The organism is Amycolatopsis thermalba, assembly GCF_003385215.1.
In the GTDB taxonomy this organism is placed as follows: Bacteria; Actinomycetota; Actinomycetes; order Mycobacteriales; family Pseudonocardiaceae; genus Amycolatopsis_E; species Amycolatopsis_E thermalba.
The window spans coordinates 50,245-67,123 of record NZ_PQHW01000006.1; the positions used below are offsets into that span (position 1 = coordinate 50,245).

At 70.7% G+C, this 16,879-nt stretch carries 18 protein-coding genes; 8 read left to right on the top strand and 10 right to left on the bottom strand.

The features are described 5' to 3' along the window. The first annotated feature begins 24 nt into the window (after positions 1 to 24). Complete coding sequence (locus D0D15_RS04350; RefSeq protein WP_094007368.1) at positions 25 to 675, top strand: pyridoxamine 5'-phosphate oxidase family protein; 651 nt, start codon at positions 25 to 27, stop codon at positions 673 to 675. A 42-nt stretch (positions 676 to 717) separates the two neighbouring features. Here D0D15_RS04350 and D0D15_RS04355 read toward each other — a convergent pair whose 3' ends face one another. Beyond that, on the bottom strand, positions 718 to 1,449 hold the full coding sequence (locus D0D15_RS04355) for a hypothetical protein (RefSeq protein WP_143266227.1): 732 nt from the start codon (positions 1,447 to 1,449) through the stop codon (positions 718 to 720). 119 nt (positions 1,450 to 1,568) lie between these two features. Between D0D15_RS04355 and D0D15_RS35815 the strand changes: the two genes are divergently transcribed. Beyond that, positions 1,569 to 1,733, top strand: coding sequence for a hypothetical protein (locus tag D0D15_RS35815; RefSeq protein ID WP_158224465.1), 165 nt, complete (start codon positions 1,569 to 1,571; stop codon positions 1,731 to 1,733). Here the strand turns inward: D0D15_RS35815 and D0D15_RS36885 are convergent. The 4 genes from D0D15_RS36885 to D0D15_RS04380 all read right to left on the bottom strand — a co-directional run bounded on the left by D0D15_RS36885 (position 1,723) and on the right by D0D15_RS04380 (position 4,646). Continuing rightward, on the bottom strand, positions 1,723 to 2,205 hold the full coding sequence (locus D0D15_RS36885; protein ID WP_233157406.1) for a hypothetical protein: 483 nt from the start codon (positions 2,203 to 2,205) through the stop codon (positions 1,723 to 1,725). The genes D0D15_RS35815 and D0D15_RS36885 overlap by 11 nt on opposite strands. An 88-nt stretch (positions 2,206 to 2,293) precedes the next feature. After that, positions 2,294 to 2,758, bottom strand: coding sequence for a cysteine dioxygenase (locus D0D15_RS04370; RefSeq protein ID WP_094007370.1), 465 nt, complete (start codon positions 2,756 to 2,758; stop codon positions 2,294 to 2,296). 176 nt (positions 2,759 to 2,934) lie between these two features. Next, positions 2,935 to 3,942, bottom strand: a complete 1,008-nt coding sequence (locus D0D15_RS04375) for an NAD(P)H-dependent glycerol-3-phosphate dehydrogenase (RefSeq protein ID WP_094007371.1) — start codon at positions 3,940 to 3,942, stop codon at positions 2,935 to 2,937. A gap of 2 nt (positions 3,943 to 3,944) precedes the next feature. Then, entirely contained in the window at positions 3,945 to 4,646 is a 702-nt protein-coding gene (locus D0D15_RS04380) for a lysophospholipid acyltransferase family protein (RefSeq protein ID WP_094007372.1), read from the bottom strand. Between the two features lie 69 nt (positions 4,647 to 4,715). On the opposite strand from D0D15_RS04380, the gene cofC reads away from it, so the two are divergent. From cofC to D0D15_RS04395, 3 genes are all read left to right on the top strand, one after another. Further along, the gene (gene cofC, locus D0D15_RS04385) at positions 4,716 to 5,354 is read left to right on the top strand and encodes a 2-phospho-L-lactate guanylyltransferase (RefSeq protein WP_094007373.1); all 639 of its coding nucleotides are present in this window, start codon (positions 4,716 to 4,718) and stop codon (positions 5,352 to 5,354) included. A 116-nt stretch (positions 5,355 to 5,470) separates the two neighbouring features. After that, complete coding sequence (locus D0D15_RS04390) at positions 5,471 to 7,657, top strand: RNA degradosome polyphosphate kinase (RefSeq protein ID WP_094007374.1); 2,187 nt, start codon at positions 5,471 to 5,473, stop codon at positions 7,655 to 7,657. Next, entirely contained in the window at positions 7,654 to 8,592 is a 939-nt protein-coding gene (locus tag D0D15_RS04395) for an NUDIX hydrolase (protein ID WP_094007375.1), read from the top strand. The genes D0D15_RS04390 and D0D15_RS04395 overlap by 4 nt, the downstream gene beginning before the upstream one ends. A gap of 683 nt (positions 8,593 to 9,275) precedes the next feature. Here the strand turns inward: D0D15_RS04395 and D0D15_RS04400 are convergent. The 3 genes from D0D15_RS04400 to leuC all read right to left on the bottom strand — a co-directional run bounded on the left by D0D15_RS04400 (position 9,276) and on the right by leuC (position 12,158). Continuing rightward, the gene (locus D0D15_RS04400; protein WP_094007376.1) at positions 9,276 to 9,896 is read right to left on the bottom strand and encodes an HU family DNA-binding protein; all 621 of its coding nucleotides are present in this window, start codon (positions 9,894 to 9,896) and stop codon (positions 9,276 to 9,278) included. 227 nt (positions 9,897 to 10,123) lie between these two features. After that, a complete protein-coding gene (gene leuD, locus D0D15_RS04405; protein WP_094007377.1) occupies positions 10,124 to 10,726 on the bottom strand; it encodes a 3-isopropylmalate dehydratase small subunit in 603 nt (200 codons plus the stop codon). A 16-nt stretch (positions 10,727 to 10,742) separates the two neighbouring features. Further along, complete coding sequence (leuC, locus tag D0D15_RS04410) at positions 10,743 to 12,158, bottom strand: 3-isopropylmalate dehydratase large subunit (RefSeq protein WP_094007378.1); 1,416 nt, start codon at positions 12,156 to 12,158, stop codon at positions 10,743 to 10,745. Positions 12,159 to 12,286: 128 nt separating this feature from the next. Here leuC and D0D15_RS04415 point away from each other — a divergent pair, with 128 nt between their 5' ends. Beyond that, a complete protein-coding gene (locus D0D15_RS04415) occupies positions 12,287 to 13,006 on the top strand; it encodes an IclR family transcriptional regulator (protein WP_027931891.1) in 720 nt (239 codons plus the stop codon). A 39-nt stretch (positions 13,007 to 13,045) separates the two neighbouring features. Next, entirely contained in the window at positions 13,046 to 13,672 is a 627-nt protein-coding gene (locus D0D15_RS04420) for an alpha-ketoglutarate-dependent dioxygenase AlkB (RefSeq protein WP_094007380.1), read from the top strand. Between the two features lie 981 nt (positions 13,673 to 14,653). Here D0D15_RS04420 and D0D15_RS04430 read toward each other — a convergent pair. Both D0D15_RS04430 and D0D15_RS04435 read right to left on the bottom strand, forming a co-directional pair. Then, entirely contained in the window at positions 14,654 to 14,968 is a 315-nt protein-coding gene (locus D0D15_RS04430) for an antibiotic biosynthesis monooxygenase family protein (protein WP_094007386.1), read from the bottom strand. Between the two features lie 86 nt (positions 14,969 to 15,054). Beyond that, entirely contained in the window at positions 15,055 to 15,648 is a 594-nt protein-coding gene (locus tag D0D15_RS04435) for an Rv1733c family protein (RefSeq protein ID WP_094007387.1), read from the bottom strand. Between the two features lie 519 nt (positions 15,649 to 16,167). On the opposite strand from D0D15_RS04435, the gene D0D15_RS04440 reads away from it, so the two are divergent. Further along, complete coding sequence (locus tag D0D15_RS04440; protein ID WP_233157408.1) at positions 16,168 to 16,878, top strand: hypothetical protein; 711 nt, start codon at positions 16,168 to 16,170, stop codon at positions 16,876 to 16,878. Position 16,879 lies beyond the last annotated feature (1 nt).

The window sequence follows — 16,879 nt, forward strand, 5'->3', positions numbered from 1 at the left end:
CACTATACGCCGCATGCTGACGGCATGACCACACTCTCGCCGACCCCGCGCAGTACCCTGACCCGCAAGAAGGACCGCGCGGCCACCGATCGCGAGCGCCTGTACGAGGTGCTCGACGAGGGCCTGATCTGCCACCTCGGGCTGGTGCTGAACGGCTCGCCCGTCGTGGTGCCCACCGGGTACGGCCGCGACGGCGACACGCTGTACTTCCACGGCTCGACCGGTTCGGGGAACCTGCGCGCGGCGGCGCGGGGCATCGACGTGTGTGTGACGGTCACGCTGGTCGACGGTCTGGTGTACGCGCGCTCGCTCAACAACCACTCGATGAACTACCGCAGCGCGGTGGTGCACGGAACCGCGCGGCTGGTGACGGGCGAGGAGAAGATGCACGGGCTGCACGTGGTGACCGAGCACCTGACGCCGGGCTCGTGGGACCACGCGCGGGCGGTGAACGCGAAGGAGCTGGCGTCGGTTTCGGTGCTGGCGCTGGACCTGGCGGAGGCGTCGGTGAAGATCCGCGCGGGCGAGCCGATCGACGATCCGGAGGACATGGACAGCCACGAGATCTGGGCCGGGGTGGTGCCGGTCCAGACCACCTTCGGCGAGCCAGTGCCGGCCGCGTACACGCCCGAGGGCGCCCCGATTCCGCCGCACGTGCGTGCTCGTGGCCGGTAGCGCGGGGGCTCGCCGACGCCGTGCTCCGCGGGGGAGCGCGGATCACTCGTCGCCGCCGGTGATGTCGCCTACGCTCGTCGGGATGCCCTTGATCATGTCGATGATCGTCTTGCCGGCGAGGCCCCGGTAGCCGAACCACGGGTCCGTCAGGTACTTGATCGCCTGCTCGAACTTCTCGGCGCCCGCCGGGCCGAACAGCGTGCCCAGCTGCGCCACCGAGAAGTTGCTGATCTTGTCGAACCTCTCCAGCATCACGGGCGTGACACCCTCGATTTCGGACAGCTCGTCCTTGATCGCCTGGGACATCTGCTCGGACAAGCAGTGGTGCGTCTTGGGGACCGGCGCCGGGGTGGTGTCGGTGGGCTTCGGTGTAGCGGGCGGCGGCGGGCCCGGCTCGTTCAGCTTCGGGCCGCCCGAAACCGGCGCTCCCGTGTTGACCGGCGCCGGGCCGTTCGAACCGGGCTTCGCCGACGGGGGCTTGGCTCCGGCGAGGTCCACCAGCTTCCGGGTCAGCTCGGCGATCTTCGCGCCGATCTTGCCCAGCGCGGTCGCCACCATGCCGATCGTGGTGCCGATGAAGACCACGATCGACGCCCCGAACGACACCGGCGCCAGCGCCGCCGCGATCAGCACGCCCTTGATGATCGTCGCCAGCAGCATGGCGATCAGGTCGCGCACGATGCCGCGGAAGGCGCCCACCAGGCCACCGGCGACCTTCATCGACTTCCCGGCGTTCTCCAGGTAACCGCCGATCGGGTCGAGCTGGTCGGTCACCGCCTCCATGCTCTTGCGGAAACTGGTCGGCCCCCTCGCCGGACCAGCTCTCCATCAGCGTCGCGAGCTCGGCCTGCACCGCCTTCTCGGCCGCCTCGATGCCCTCGGGATCGCCCCACATGATGTCCAGCGGCCACCGCCACACCGAACTGTGCTCGATCAGCCACCCGATCCCCGCCGTCAGCAGGCTGCCGATCGGGTCGAGCACGAGCCCCAGCGTCTCCAGCGCCATCCCGGCCGTGTGCAGGCCGACGTCCCCGGGCTGGTACTCGCTCACGCCGTGAATCCCAGCAACCCGGCGGCGGTCCCGGAGTCGCGCGCGTCGTGGGCCTTCGCGGCTTCGCGCACGTTGTCCGCGAACTCGGTGATCGTGCCCGAGTACGTGTTCAGCTGATCCTCGGCCTTGCCGCACCACAACGTCACACCGGCGCCGAAGATCTGCCCCACCATCCCGAAGATGCCGATGTCGCCGACGCACCCGCCGACCACCCCGGCCGTCCCCGGGCGCGGCCGTCGCGGAACCGGCGGTGTCGCTTCCGCCTCGGGCTGGGCGAAGTCCTCCGGCTCGTCCTCGACCGGCGGCAGGAAACTCCGGATCACGTCGGCGGATTCGCCCTCACCGGCGATCACCACGAACGAATCGGCAACCGTCCGCGCGGCCCGCCGCTGCCCCTCCCGCACGGCCTGCATGATCGCCGCGGTGAGCCGGGCCGAGGTCGCACGCGCGGTGCCCGGGTTCGAGGCGTTGCAGCGCACCGTTCGGCGCGATCGTGACGGTCACCGACCCGTCCGGGGACCGCACCGTCGGCGACACTTCGCCGAGCTTTCCCGAAGGGGCGAAACGTCAGTCGCGCACCGGTCCGGCGACCGGATCCAGGTGGTACGGCCGCATGACCCGGCCGCCGCTGCGGTAGACGTGCACGCTGATCGCCGGGTCGGGGCCGTCGTTGCGCACCTGGTGCACGTACCCGGGCCCGAAGACCCGCGACTGCCCCGCCGACAACGGGTGCACCTCGGTCACGCCGCGCCGCTCGACGGTTTCGGTGAGCCGACCGCTGACGACGGTGAACGCGCCCGTCGAATGCCCGTGGTCGTGCAGGTCGGTGTGCTGGCCGGGCAGCCAGCCCATCAGCCAGATCTCCTCGTCCGCACGCGCTTCGACGAGCGCGGAGAACCGCGTGTCCGGGTCGTAGCGCAGCAGGTGCCGCCAGCGGTCGCGGTCGGCGGCGAACTCGAGCGCGACGCGCACCGGGTGGCGCAGGACGGGCTTTTCGGTCAGGGCAATGGTGTTGTCCGGAACGGCGAACATGAAAACAGGTGTCCTCGGAAGTAAAAGGGGTTGTCGGCAGGCTGGGCTGGGTCAGCGACAACAACAAGGACACAGCGCGGCCGCACGGCGGAGATCCCGCCGGGTCATCTGGCCACGCGTCGTCATGGCGCCCACCCAACCAGCGGGCCGGGCGGGCGTCAACTCCGTTCCACCTACTAGGACCACTCGTGTTTCTGCCTGCGCCCGAGCAGCTCGGCGCCCACCTGCCGCGGGTCGGCGCCCTCGTGGCACACGCGGTGCATCGCGTCCGTGATCGGCATGTCGACGCCGTGTTTGCGCGCCAGCTCCCGGATGGACGTGCACGACATCACACCCTCGGCGACCTGGCCGCCGGCCGCGGCCTGCGCCTGCTCCAGCGTCTCGCCCCGCCCCAGCCGCTCGCCGAACGTGCGGTTGCGCGACAGCGGGGACGAACACGTCGCCACGAGGTCGCCGACCCCGGCGAGCCCGGCGAAGGTCAGCGGGTCGGCGCCCAGCTTCGTGCCCAGCCGCGCCATCTCCGCCAGCCCGCGCGTGATGAGCGTGGCCGTGGTGTTGGCGCCCAGGCCCATGCCGACCGCCATGCCGCAGCTCAGCGCGATGACGTTCTTCGCCGCGCCACCGACCTCGCAGCCCACCACGTCGGTGTTGGTGTAGGGCCGGAAGTAGGAGTTGAAGCTGGCCTGCTGGATCGCGACCGCCCGGTCGTGGTCGGTGCACGCGAGCACCGCGGCGGCCGGCTGCCCCTGCGCGATCTCGCGCGCCAGGTTCGGGCCGGACACCACCACGATCTCGTTCCCGGACACCCCGCTGATCTCGGCGATCACCTCGCTCATCCGCTTGAGCGTGCCGAGTTCGACACCCTTGGCGAGGCTGACCAGGATCGCGCCGGAGGGCAGGAGCTCCCGCCAGCCGGTGAGGTTCGCGCGCAGGCTCTGGCTCGGCACGGCCAGCACGACCGCCTCCGTACCGGCCAGCGCCTCGGCCGGATCGTGCGTGGCCGTCAGGTTCGCGGGCAGCTCGATGTCCGGGAGGTATCCGCTGTTGCTGTGCTTGTCGCGGATCTCCCCGGCCACCTCGGCTCGCCGGGCCCACATCGTCACGTCCCGGCCCGCGTCGGCGAGCACCTTGGCGAACGCGGTGCCCCACGAACCCGCGCCGAGCACGGTGATGCGCTGCACCATCGTCAGTCCGCCACCTCGGGCTTGCGCGCCGGTGGCTGTTCGCCGCGGACCTCGGCCAGCAGCTCGGTGACCCGCTCCATGAGCAGTTCCGTCACCTCCCGCAGCAGCGGCCCGGTCTGCGGCTTGCCGCGGTAGGCGGACAGGTCGACCGGGTCGCCGACCTTGTGCGTCACGGTCGTGCGCGGGATGAGCCGCACCTTCTTGTGGTAGAAGTCCAGGATCTGCTGGGTGCCCCAGCGCGCGACCGGGATCACCGGGACGTCGTTGTCCAGCGCCAGCCGCGCGACCCCGGTGTGGGACCGCTTCGGCCAGCCCTGCGGGTCCTTGGTGATGGTGCCCTCGGGGTAGATGACGACGACCTTGCCCTCCCGCAGCGCCTGGTGCGCGGCGCGGAGGCTGTCCCCGGCCTGCGCCGATCCGCGGTAGACCGGGATGCTGCCCGCGCCCACCAGGATCTTGCCGAAGATCGGCGTCCGGGCGAGGCTGTCCTTGGCCAGGAACCGCGGGACGCGCTTCTGGCGGTGGATGAACACCGCGTCGACGGCGGGGTCCATGTGCGAGACGTGGTTCATGACCACCAGCGCCGGACCCTCCCGCGGGATGCGCTCGGCGCCGGTGTAGACCCGCCTGCCGATCCAGCTCACCGGGTAGAACAGCACCGCGGCGGCTCCGACCCAGAACCCGCCCTTCTCACGACCGGCCAAGACTCCTCCTGCTGTGGTGTGTGCTGCCGGTAGCTGATCCTAGGTGCACGATTGCGGAAAGATGGGGGCGTGCCCGTACCCGTCGAAATCTCCGGCCTGATCGTCCCGCTGAAGCCGCCCCGCGCGGGCAAGTCCCGCCTGCGCGGAGCCGTCGGCGAGCGCGACCACCCGGCGCTCGTGCTGGCCCTGGCCTGGGACACCCTGGCCGCGGCCACCGCGGCGGGGGTGCGCCGCGTGCTGGTGGTCGCCGCCGATCCGGCCGCGGTGTCCGGCCTGCGCCGCCCCGGTGTGGAGATCGTCCGCGAGCACGGTCCGGCCGACCTCAACGCGGCGCTGCGGCAGGGCGAGGCGCTGCTGCGCGAGCGGGACCCGGACGGCGTCGTCGGAGCGATTCAAGCCGATCTGCCCGCTTTGCGTCCCGCGGACCTGGCCGCCGCGCTCGACGCGGCGGGCGGGCGGCGGGCGTTCACCGCGGACGCCGAGGGCACCGGCACGACACTGCTGCTGTCGGCACCCGGCGCGCCGCTGGATCCGCGGTTCGGCCCGGGTTCGGCCGCGGCGCACGCCAGGTCCGGTGCGGTGCCGCTGGAGCTGGACGTGCCGTCGCTGCGCCGGGACGTGGACACCCCGGCGGATCTGGACGAGGCGTGCGAGCTGGGCGTGGGCGCCCGCACCCGGGCGTTGCTCTGCGCACAGGAGGTGGCGTGAACATCACCCGGCCGCTGGGCGAACTGCTCCGGGTGGTCCTCAAGAGCACAGGTGAACTGCTCAATCTCTCACTCGGCGTATCGGCAGGCAGGCCCGAAGTAAGGAACAATGCCAGTGTGAGCAGCGACGAGACCCTTCCCCCGGCAACGACCCCACCGGCGTCCGGCGAGACCGCCGCGCCCACGAGATTCCGCGCCATCCCGTCCGCGCCCCCGGCGGTGACCCCGTCGTCGGACCTGCCGCCGGCGTCCCTGCCCGACGACCGGTACTTCAACCGCGAGCTGTCGTGGCAGGACTTCAACGCCCGGGTGCTGGCGCTGGCCGAGGACGCCTCCCAGCCGCTGCTGGAGCGGGCCAAGTTCCTCGCCATCTTCGCGTCCAATCTGGACGAGTTCTACATGGTCCGGGTGGCCGGGCTGAAGCGCCGCGACGAGACCGGGCTGCCGGTGCGCAGCGCCGACGGGCTCACCCCGCGCGAGCAGCTGGCCTACATCGCCAAGCGCAACCAGGACCTGGTCGAGCGGCACACCGCCGCGTTCGAGGAGCACGTCCGCCCGGAGCTGGCCAAGCACGACATCCAGATCGTGTGCTGGGCCGATCTGGAGCCGGACGACCAGGCACGCCTGTCGGACTACTTCTCCGAGCAGATCTTCCCGGTGCTCACGCCGCTGGCGGTCGACCCGGCGCACCCGTTCCCCTACATCTCCGGGCTGTCGCTGAACCTGGCCGTCACCGTGCGGGACCCGGACCTGGGCACCGAGCGGTTCGCCCGGGTCAAGGTGCCGAACAACGTGCCGCGCCTGATCCGCGTCGAGCAGCAGCGGGAGAGCCGCGTCGCGACGTTCCTGCCGCTGGAGGAACTGATCGCCGCGCACCTCGGTGAGCTGTTCACCGGCATGGAGGTCACCGAGCACCACGTTTTCCGGGTGACCCGCAACGCCGACGTGGACGTGGACGAGGACCGCGACGAGGACCTGCTGCAGGCGCTGGAGCGGGAGCTGGCGCAGCGCCGGTTCGGCCCGCCGGTGCGGCTCGAGGTCGCCAACGACATGAGCGAGCACGTGCTCGACCTGCTGCTGCGGGAGCTGGAGGTCGACCCGCACGACGTGGTCGAGGTGCCGGGCCTGCTGGACCTGACGTGCCTGATGCAGCTTTCCAGTTTGGACCGCAAGGAACTGAAGGACCGCCCTTTCGTCCCGGCCACGCACCCGGCGTTCGGTGAGCACGAGACGCCCAAGAGCGTCTTCGCCACCCTGCGCGAGGGCGACGTGCTCGTGCACCACCCGTACGACTCGTTCTCCACGAGCGTGCAGCGGTTCATCGAGCAGGCCGCCAGGGACGACAAGGTGCTGGCCATCAAGCAGACGCTGTACCGCACCTCCGGTGACTCCCCCATCGTGAACGCGCTCATCGACGCCGCCGAGGCCGGCAAGCAGGTGGTGGCGCTGGTGGAGATCAAGGCCCGGTTCGACGAGGAGGCCAACATCACCTGGGCCCGCGCGCTGGAGCGGGCCGGGGTGCACGTGGTGTACGGGCTCGTCGGGCTCAAGACCCACTGCAAGGTCGCGATGGTGGTGCGCCAGGAGGGTTCGACGATCCGCCGCTACTGCCACATCGGCACCGGCAACTACAACCCGAAGACGGCGCGGTTGTACGAGGACGTCGGCCTGCTGACCGCGGACCCGGACATCGGCGCGGACATCACCGACCTGTTCAACGTGCTGACCGGGTACTCGCGGCAGGACACCTACCGCAACATCCTCACCTCGCCGGCCGGGATCCGGCGCGGCATCCTGCGGCTCGTCGACGAGGAGATCGAGCACAAGCACGCCGGCGCGGAAGCCGGTATCCGCATCAAGTGCAACTCGCTGGTCGACGAGCAAATCATCGACGCGCTCTACCGGGCCTCCGCGGAAGGGGTTCCGGTGGAGATCGTGGTGCGGGGTATTTGCGCCCTGAAACCCGGCGTGCCCGGACTGTCCGAGAACATTTCCGTCCGGTCCATTCTCGGGCGGTTCCTGGAGCATTCCCGCATCTTCCATTTCCTCGGCGGGCGCACCTACTGGATCGGCAGCGCGGACATGATGCACCGCAACCTGGACCGCCGGATCGAGGCGATGGTGCAGGTCAAGGACGTGCGGCTGACCAGGCAACTGGACGACATCCTGGACTCGGCGCTGGACCCGGCGACGCGCTGCTGGGTGCTGACCGACAACGGCGAGTGGCAGCCCTCGCCCGCGGACACCTCGCAGGTCCGCGACCACCAGAACGAGTTGTTGAAGAAGCACGGGGCCAACGGGTGAGTTCTGTTCGTGTCCGCGCCGCGGGTGCGGTGCTGTGGCGGACCGGTCCGGGCGGGGTCGAGGTGGCGGTGGCCCACCGGCCGCGGTACGACGACTGGTCGCTGCCGAAGGGGAAGCTCGACGACGGGGAGACCCTCCCGGCCGCGGCGGTGCGGGAGATCGCGGAGGAGACCGGGTTCCGGGCGCGTCTGGGGCGGCACCTGAAGACGGTGCGGTACACGGTGGAGGCCGGGCCGAAGACCGTCGACTACTACAGCGCGGCGGTCGTCTCGGGCGCCTTCGAGCCCAACGAGGAGGTCGACGAGCTGCGGTGGCTCCCGCCCGCGGAGGCGGCGGGGCTGCTGACGTACGACGGCGACCGGTCGGTGCTGGACGAATTCGAGGCGCTGCCCGCGGGGTTGACGACACTGCTGCTCGTGCGGCACGCGAAGGCCGGGAAACGGGACGAGTGGCGCGGCGACGACGACCTGCGCCCGCTGTCCCCGAGCGGCCTTCGCCAGGCGGCGGCGCTGCGGGTGCTGCTGCCACTGTTCGGACCGGACCGGGTGGTGGCCGCGCCGCGGTTGCGGTGCGAGCAGACGGTGCGCGGCCTGGCGGACGACCTCGGGGTCCCGGTGGAGCACGAGGACCTGATGGCCGAGGAGCACTACTGGAACGACCGGGCGGCGGGACTGGCCCGGCTGCTGGCGCTGGTGTCGGCGGGTGGGACGCCCGTGGTGTGCAGCCAGGGCGGGGTGATCCCGGACCTCGTGGAGCGGCTGGCTGTCCGGGACGGCGTGCGCCTGCCGGTCGACGAGGGCGAGAAGGTGCCGAGCAAGAAGGGCTCGGTGTGGGTGCTGTCGTTCCGGGCGGCGCCCGGCAACGGAGGCCCCCAGCTGGTGGCGGCTGACTACCTGCCGACCGCACTCCCGAAGCCGGTGACGAGCCGGGTGTAGTCCCGTCCGGCCGCGACGGTGGTGCTCCTTTCTCCGGTCAGCAACCGTCGGCCGGCAACGCAAGCCAGCCCGCTCCAACCAACGAACCGGCGGCCGGCAAGGCAAGCGGACCGACCACGCCGCACACCTCCCCCGCCCCCGATCCCCAGCCTGCTTTTGGTCGCCGATCAGGCGTGTCAAGGTACTCTTTCCCGCCTTGACACGCCTGCTCGGCGACCAATACACACTCAAGGAGAGGGGGCGGGGGAGGTGGCACCCGAGGTGACCGTTCGGCGCCGTGAGGCGCTTCCGCCCGAAGGGCGTGTCCGCCCGCAGGGCGGACTCTTCGTCTGCCCAAGGCGCAAGACTAAAGATCAAGAGATGTCCTCGCCGGACGGGCAGGCTCCGGGATGACGGGGAAATGCGGTTCTCTCACCTCATGCAGGTGGTCGCTGTGTGGTCATCCCGTCGCCTTCCGGTTTGTGCATATCACCTTGAGCCAGGGCCGCAAGGTTGGCATGGTCGGCCGCCGGTTGGCGGCCCGGGTTGCGGCCCTGGCTCAAGGTGATCGTCCCGTGTCAGGCGACGGGATGACCACCCAGCTTCGCTGGGTTCACTGCACGGCGCTGGCGCGCCGCTCCCGGAACGCGGCAGGGCCCCCGCGGATCCGCGGGGGCCCTGCCGAGAAGCAATCGCGATAGCTCTTACTTCTTCTTCCGGGTCGTGGTGCTCTTCTTCGCCGCGGTGGTCTTCGCGGCGGTGGCCTTCGGGGCCGCCTTCGTGGCGGTCGTCTTCTTCGCCGCGGTGGACTTCGCCGCCGTGGTCTTCGAAGCCGTGGCCTTCGGCGCGGCGGTCTTGGTGGCGGCCGCGGCGCGGGTGCGCGTGCTGGTGCTGCGGGTCGCGGTGGGACGCGTGGTCGTCGCCTTCGCGGTGGTGGACCGCGACGACGCGGCACGGGTCGTGGTGCCGGTGCTGCGGGTCGAAGCGGCAGCGCTGCGGGTCGAAGTCGTCGTCGTGCGCTTCGCCGCCGTGGCCTTCGGCAGCTTCTTGGCACCGCTGATGACGTCCTTGAAGGTCGTACCGGCGCGGAAGGCCGGGACGTTGGTCTTCTTCACCTTGACCGTCTCACCGGTGCGCGGGTTGCGAGCGGTGCGGGCCGCGCGGGCGCGCTTCTCGAACACCCCGAAACCGGTGATGTTGACCTTCTCGCCCTTCTGCACGGTGCGAATGATGATGTCCACCAGGTTGTCGACCGCCTGGGAAGCAACCTTCTTGTCGCCCAGACGCTCGGAGAGCGCCTCGATCAGCTGGGCCTTGTTGGCCATTCCAGTCCTCCATGAAGAACTACGTGTCACACGGCCACATCGGCCGACTTCACGCACACGGTATTACCAACTCGCCCAAAATTCCAAACGGCGCGCGGAATTTTTCTGCAGGCGGGGCGTGGTTTCCGCCTCCTGAGCGACCCTCGCGGGCCCTTCCGCGCGCCGTTCGGCGTGGTGTGCCCGGCCGATGGCCGGGTGCGAATCCCTTGCTGAGCAGGGAATTCGTGCTAGCCGGCGGCCACCGGGGTGGTCACCGGCTTCCAGCTGGGACGGCCGGCCTCGAACCGGTCGATGTCCTCGGCGTGTCGCAGGGTGAGAGCGATGTCATCGAGCCCCTCCAGCAGCCGCCAGCGGGTGTAGTCGTCGATCGAGAAGGTCGTCTGGAAGTCCTTGGCCCGCACGGTCTTCGCCTCCAGGTCGACCGTGACCTCCGTGCCGGGGTCGTTCTCGAGGATCTTCCACAGCTGCTCGACGTCCGACTGCTCGCACTGGGCGGCCACCAGACCCTGCTTGCCGGAGTTGCCGCGGAAGATGTCGGCGAAGCGGGAGGAGATGACGACGCGGAAGCCGTAGTTCATCAATGCCCAGACAGCGTGTTCGCGCGAGGACCCGGTGCCGAAGTCCGGACCGGCGACCAGCACGCTGCCGGCCTTGAACGGCTCCTGGTTCAGGATGAACGACTCGTCGCTCCGCCAGGCGGCGAACAGGCCGTCCTCGAAACCGGTGCGGCTGACCCGCTTCAGGTAGACGGCCGGGATGATCTGGTCAGTGTCCACGTTGGACCTGCGCAGGGGCACTCCGATGCCGGTGTGCTTCTGGAACGGCTCCATGGTGGTGTGGGCTCCTTCAGTTCAGGTCTTCGGGGCTGGACAGCGTGCCGCGGACGGCCGTGGCGGCCGCGACGAGCGGCGAGACGAGGTGGGTGCGGCCGCCCTTGCCCTGCCTGCCCTCGAAGTTGCGGTTGGAGGTGGAGGCGCTGCGCTCGCCGGGGGCCAGCTGGTCCGGGTTCATGCCCAGGCACATCGAGCAGCCCGCCTGCCGCCACTCGGCGCCGGCGTCGAGGAAGACCTTGTCCAGCCCCTCGGCCTCGGCGGCCTGGCGCACCCGCATCGAGCCGGGCACGACGAGCATCCGGACGCCCTGCGCCACCTTGCGGCCCTGGAGCACGTCCGCGGCGGCCCGCAGGTCCTCGATCCGGCCGTTGGTGCACGAGCCGAGGAAGACGGTGTCGACCTTGATCTCCCGCAGCGGCGTGCCCGGCTTCAGGTCCATATAGGACAGGGCCTTCTCGGCGGCGTACCGCTCGTTCTCGTCGGCGATCTGCTCCGGGTCCGGCACCGACTCGCTCAGCGGCAGGCCCTGGCCGGGGTTGGTGCCCCAGGTCACGAACGGGGTCAGGGTGTCGGCGTCGAGGTGGACCTCGGCGTCGAACTCGGCACCCTCGTCGGTGCGCAGCGACTTCCAGTTCTCGACCGCGGCGTCCCAGTCGGCGCCCTTCGGGGCGTGCGGGCGGCCCTTCAGGTAGGCGAAGGTGGTCTCGTCCGGGGCAATCATGCCGGCGCGGGCGCCCGCCTCGATCGACATGTTGCAGATGGTCATCCGGGCTTCCATCGACAGCGCCTCGATCGCGCTGCCCCGGTACTCCAGGACGTAGCCCTGGCCGCCGCCGGTGCCGATCTTGGCGATGACAGCGAGGATGACGTCCTTCGCGGTGACGCCCGGGCGGAGCTGTCCGTCCACGTTGATCGCCATCGTCTTGAACGGCCGCAGCGGCAGGGTCTGGGTGGCCAGCACGTGCTCGACCTCGGAGGTGCCGATGCCGAACGCCATCGCGCCGAAGGCGCCGTGGGTGGAGGTGTGGCTGTCACCGCACACGACCGTCATACCGGGCTGGGTCAGGCCCAGCTGCGGGCCGATGACGTGCACGATGCCCTGCTCGGCGTCGCCCATCGGGTGCAGCCGGACGCCGAACTCCGCGCAGTTCTTCCGAAGCGTCTCGACCTGGGTGCGGGACACCGGGTCGGCGATCGGGAGTTCGATGTCGACGGTCGGGACGTTGTGGTCCTCGGTCGCGATGGTCAGATCCGGGCGGCGCACCTTGCGCCCCGCCAGGCGGAGACCGTCGAACGCCTGCGGGCTGGTGACTTCGTGCACCAGGTGCAGGTCGATGTAGAGCAGGTCGGGTTCCGCTCCTTCACCGCGGCGCACCGTGTGCGCCTCCCACACCTTCTCGGCCAGTGTCCGCGGCCGCGTGGTGGTCATGTGTGCTCCTCCCACGAGGTTGATTGGGAGCAAAGGAACCCGGGGACCGTCGCGGGAACGTCAGCGACCTCGGGTTCGATTTTCCCAGATTCTGGACTTCCCAAATCCCGGGAAGCTAGTATCGCGTCGTGGGACAGCATAGCTCTTCTGACCAGCAGAGCGGTATCGGCGTTCTGGACAAGGCCGTGGCCGTGCTGCAGGCCGTGGCCGAGGATCCGTGCGGGCTCGCGGAACTGTGCACCCGGACCGGGCTGCCGCGCGCGACCGCGCACCGCCTCGCCGTCGGGCTCGAGGTGCACCGCCTCCTCCGGCGCGGGCCGGACGGCCGCTGGCGCCCGGGTTCCGCGCTCGCCGAACTCGCGGGCGGGACAGCGGATCCGTTGCTGGACGCGGCCAGTTCGGTGCTGCCGAAGCTGCGCGACATCACCGGGGAGAGCGTGCAGTTGTACCGGCGCGACGGGGTCCAGCGCGTGTGCGTGGCGACCGCCGAGCCGATGAGTGGCCTGCGCGACACCGTGCCGATCGGCACACGACTGTCCATGACGGCCGGCTCGGGTGCGAAGGTTCTCGCGGCGTGGTCGGATCCGCACACGCAGCGCACGATCCTGGCGGACGCGGTGTTCGGGGAACGGACCCTGCTCGAGGTGCGGCGCCGCGGGTGGGCGCAGAGCGTGGCCGAGCGCGAGCCGGGCGTGGCGAGCGTTTCCGCGCCGGTGCGGGATTCCGCGGGCAACGTGATCGCGGCGGTGTCGGTTTCCGGTCCGGTGGAACGGATCGGGCGCAAGCCGGGCGCGCGGTGGGCGGCGGATCTGCTGGCGGCGGCGGAGGCGTTGCAGGAACGGCTGTAGCGACTAGAACAGACGTTCGATTTGGGGTAGCCTTGCGGGATGACCGCAGGGCTGCAGGGGTCGCTGTTCGGTCAGGCCGAGGAATGCTCGCTCGGGTCCCTGACCGCGACGCGGCGGACGGAACTGGGCGACGGCGCGTGGATCGATCTGCGGCCGGGCTGGCTGACGGGCGCGGACCTGTTGTTCGAGCGCCTGGCGGCGGACGTGCCGTGGCACGCGGAGCGGCGCCGGATGTACGACCGGGTGGTCGACGTGCCGCGGCTGTTGTGCTTCTACGGCGAGGGCGAGCGCCTGCCGGACCCGGTGCTGGAGGAGGCGCGGGAGGCGCTGAGCCGGCACTACGGCGACGAGCTGGGTGAGCCGTTCCGCACGGCGGGGCTGTGTTTCTACCGCGACGGCCGGGACAGCGTGGCGTGGCACGGGGACACGATCGGCCGGGGTTCGAGCGAGGACACCATGGTGGCCATCGTGTCGGTCGGCGCGCAGCGAAGCATGCTGCTGCGCCCCCGCGGCGGCGGAGCGACCGTGCGGCAGCTGCTGGGCCCCGGCGACCTCATCGTGATGGGCGGTTCGTGCCAGCGGACGTGGGAGCACGCGATCCCGAAGACGAGCCGCCCGGCCGGGCCGAGGATCAGCATCCAGTTCCGGCCGCGCGGGGTGCGCTGAACTCTTCGAGACCGGCGGCGGGCAGCGGCGAAGGCCGCCCGCCACGGCGGAACGCTCACCGCTCGGCAACGACCAGCAGCGGACACCGCGCCCCACGCCGCGGAGGGACGGCGCGGACTCGCCAGGCAATCACGCCGACCGCGCAGGGTGCGCTGAACTCCCAGGGGCAGCGGCAGACACCGCGGCCCACCCCACGAGGACGGCACCGGCCGCACGGTGTGCGCTCACCATTGGCAACAGACAGCGGCGAACACCACCCACCACGCCGCGGAGGGACCGCACAGGCCCGCCAGACAGTCACGCTGGCCGCGCAGGGTGCGCTGAACTCCCAGGGGCAGCGGCAGACACCGCGCCCCACACCACGAGGACGGCACCGGCCGCGCGGCGTGCGCTGAACTCTTCGGGGCCGGCGGCGGGCAGCGGCGAAGGCCGCCGGCCACGGCGGAACGCTCACCGCTCGGCAACAGACAGCGGCGAACACCACCCACCACCCCACGGAGGGACGGCACAGGCCCGCCAGACAGTCACGCTGGCCGCGCAGGGTGCGCTGAACTTCCGAGCGCAGCGGCAGACACCGCGCCCCACCCCACGGAGGGACGGCGCGGACCCGCCAGGCAATCACGCCGACCGCGCAGGGTGCGCTGAACTCCCGGGCGCAGCGGCAGACACCGCGGCCCACCCCACGAGGACGGCACCGGCCGCACGGTGTGCGCTCACCACTCGGCAACAGACAGCGGCGAACACCGCGCCCCACACCACGAGGACGACACCGGCCGCACGGTGTGCGCTCACCACTCGGCAACAGACAGCGGCGAACACCGCGCCCCACACCACGAGGACGACACCGACCGCACGGTGTGCGCTCACCACTCGGCAACAGACAGCGGCGAACACCACCCACCACGCCGCGGAGGGACCGCACAGGCCCGCCAGAAATCATGCCGCCCGCGCCCTCCGCCACGAAGGATTCCGTCTGCGCGGTCAGGGTTGTCCGTACTCCACTACCACGTCGTAGAGGGCCGGGTTCGGCGCAACGCTTCCCGGCACGTCCCCCATCGCCGCCTGGAAGGCTGGGTTCGTGGTCGCCGCTCGCCACGCCTCGGCGCTGTCCCAGTGCGCCACGTTGACCAGTTGGAAACGCGCATCCGGCAGCTTGGCCCGGTGCAACCGGGAGTCCCGGAACCCCGGCGCGTCCCGCATCAGCTTCGCGCGTTCCCGCCACTGCTCGACGAACGCGTCCACCTCGCCGGCGGGCAGTTCGATGACGTTGATGAACGTGACCCCGTTTTCAACCATGATTGAATTCTGGAACCTCGACCGCGCTGGAGATCAACGGGGCGAGACGGAGAACACACGCCACCTCAGGAAACCCCAGTGAACAGTCAGGAACGCGCCCAGCGGTCGCCGAGCGCGGCCCATTCGGCTTCCCACCTCGCGGCACGCCTGCGGTCCAGCACGAAGCGCGTGATCCAGTACGTCGCGGTCAGCACGAGAGCCGTCACGAGCCAGGCGAAGATTCCCGCCAGCGCGCCGGTCGTGGCCGCGTCCGTGGAGCTGATCGGCGCGGGCACCGGGTCCCCGGCCTCGTTGATCCACACCGGGACCGTCGTCCCGGCGGTCGCGCCCGGGTCGGCCGCCACGATGCCCGTCTTCGGCTCCCCGCCGTTGTACGTCCACGTCGCGTGGACCCCGGCCGAGCCGCTCGTCGAGAACGCGCCCTCCGTCGCCGGCACCGGCGTCGGCGCGTCCTCGATCAGCGTCGCGGTCACGAGGTGGCGCGACGCGCGCTGCTCCTCGGACACCGCCAGCTGACCCCCGTACGTCTGGGACCCGGCGAACAACGCCAGCGGAATCGCGACCAGCAGCCCCAGCATCACCACGAACAGCAGCGCAGCCTCGACCCGGTCGGACGTTCTGGCCAACGGGTTGCGACCGATGTGCAGGCGCCGCCAGAAACGCCCGATTGGTCCGGTCACGGTCGAATCCCCCTTCCTCTGCTACCTCGGCAGGCACAATCGCGATACCCACTGTGCCGCGCACGTACCCGAATTGGCACTGAAACGAGACCAAGACCGCTGTGAGCCACCCCTCACAGCGGAACAAGATCGGGATGTCTCCATGCTGGCACCGGTGAACGGTTCACGACATCGACCGAAAGGGCTTTCCCCCAGCACGGGAGGACACGCTCAGTGATCGCCTGGACCTGGCGATCCACGATCCCGGCCGATCTCGTGGGATATTTTCCAGCGGAGCGAGCCTGGTCACGACGGCGACGGACTGTTATCGTCCGTTGATGTAACGCGCTGATTCGCGATCGTCGATTAGGGCGTTCGCGTTACACATTTCCGCGACAATTTTCATCACACCCATTTTCGTTTCTCCCCGTGATCGGAATCGGGCAGGATCACGCGTGCGCCTCAGCCAGAAGAGTGATGACGCGCGCGCCGGGGGCGGTCGGGGTCACCGCGCGTCTCGAAAACACCAGTGGAGTCACTTTGCGTAAGCCCTTGGGCCGCCTCGCGGCGGCCGTGATCAGCGGTGCGCTGATCAGCCTCACCATGGCTCCGGCCGCGCTCGCCGAGGAGAGCACGACCCCGGAGGTCACCACCACGACCTCCGCGGCGCCGGAGAGCACCGAAACCTCCGCGCCCAGCTCGGCCGCCGAGACGACGAGCGAGACGTCCTCGGCCGCCACGGCGACCAGCCAGCCGAGCCTCACCAGCAGCCCGGCCACGACGTCCACCACGACATCGCCCGGCACGACGGAGTCGAGCCAGCCGACGTCGACCTCCGAGAGCAGCACCCCGGAGGAGCCGCCGTACCAGGACGACGTCGCCTACGGCATCGACCTCGGCGACGGCACCGGCGTGCTGATCATCGCGTGCGCCGCCGGCCAGCCGACCGACGTGTGGTCGCCGGACTTCGACATCCTCGACGGCCCGTACCAGGAGGAGCAGGACGGCCGGTACTGGGACTACCTGGTGCAGCTGCACGAGGGCAAGTCCTTCGACGCCGGCAACGTCACCGCCGACTGGACCTGCGCGGGCGCCCCGCAGGGCGGCGGGTCCTCCGGTGGCGGCGTGGCTCCGGTCCCCGGCTCGGGCGAGGCCGACGAGTGGCAGCAGAGCAACGGTGGCGACGCCCAGGTCTCGTTCGCGCCCAAGCAGGGCGTGGAGACCGGCGCCGGCGGCACCGCCCGGTTCTGAC